Origin of the sequence: Flavobacterium sp. YO12 (genome assembly GCF_004119495.1) — a bacterium.
Lineage (GTDB): Bacteria > Bacteroidota > Bacteroidia > Flavobacteriales > Flavobacteriaceae > Flavobacterium.
The window spans coordinates 1-1,068 of the sequence record NZ_NRQU01000143.1; the positions used below are offsets into that span (position 1 = coordinate 1).

Here is a 1,068-nt window from a genome sequence, read left to right on the forward strand (position 1 = left end):
TCGCAAGCTTTAGCAACTGCTCAAGCTTTATTCCCAACTGCTATTGATGCCTGCGATACAAGTGTTGCCAATATTGATAAAATAAGTGGTGAATTTAAAGCATCTACAGAATGCAAAAATGCAGGTACTTATACTAATACTTGGACGGTTACAGATGCTTGCGGAAACATTTCTGAAAAATTCACTCAAATAATTACAATTCAAGATACTACAAAACCAACTTGGTCAACTGAAGCTGATTCTTTAAACAGAACAGTAGAATGCAGCAATACACAAGCTTTAGCAGCAGCTCAAGCCTTATTCCCTGTTGCAACTGATGCATGTGATACTAATGTAACTAATCTTGATAAAGTAAGCGGTGAGTTTAAAGCTTCTGAAGAATGCGGAAATGCAGGTACTTACACCAATACTTGGACTGTAAAAGATGATTGTGGAAATATCTCTGAAACATTTACTCAAATAATTACAATTCAGGATACTACAAAACCAACTTTTGTTGGCAACCTTCCATCAGATAGTACTGTTTCTTGTGATGCTGTTCCAGAACCATTTAACATGGAAGCTTCTGACAATTGTAATGGAGATTTACCAATTGTTTTCAAAGAAGTTAAAAGCGATGTTAAAAACGAATGCGGTACAGAATATACCTTAACTCGCACTTGGACAACAAGTGATTGTGGTGGAAATTCAATTTCGTATACTCAAGTTATAACAGTAAGAGATACTACACCTCCAACCGGTACTGCACCATCAGATGTTGCTAATCTACAAAGTGCTGCAGACATTCCAGCAGGAAGTCCAGCAGATATAAAAGATGCGGCAGACAACTGCGCAGGAGCTGTAAACATTGCAGTAAACGACACTAACAATGGAGGAACTGGATGTAATGGTGAATCTTATATTTTAACCAGAACTTATACTTTAACAGACTGTGCAGGTAATAAAACAGAATTAGTTCAAACCTTTACAGTTGAAAATAAAGTTTCTGTAAGCGGTATTGCAACAAATGTAAGCTGCCAAGGAAAAAGCGACGGTTCAATTGCAGTTACCAGCAGTCCAGGATCTACG

At 37.5% G+C, this 1,068-nt stretch carries 1 pseudogene; it reads left to right on the plus strand.

Annotation, left to right across the window (positions count from 1 at the left end):
• Window positions 1–1,068, plus strand: a pseudogene (locus BOW55_RS20960) (hypothetical protein); the annotation flags it as partial.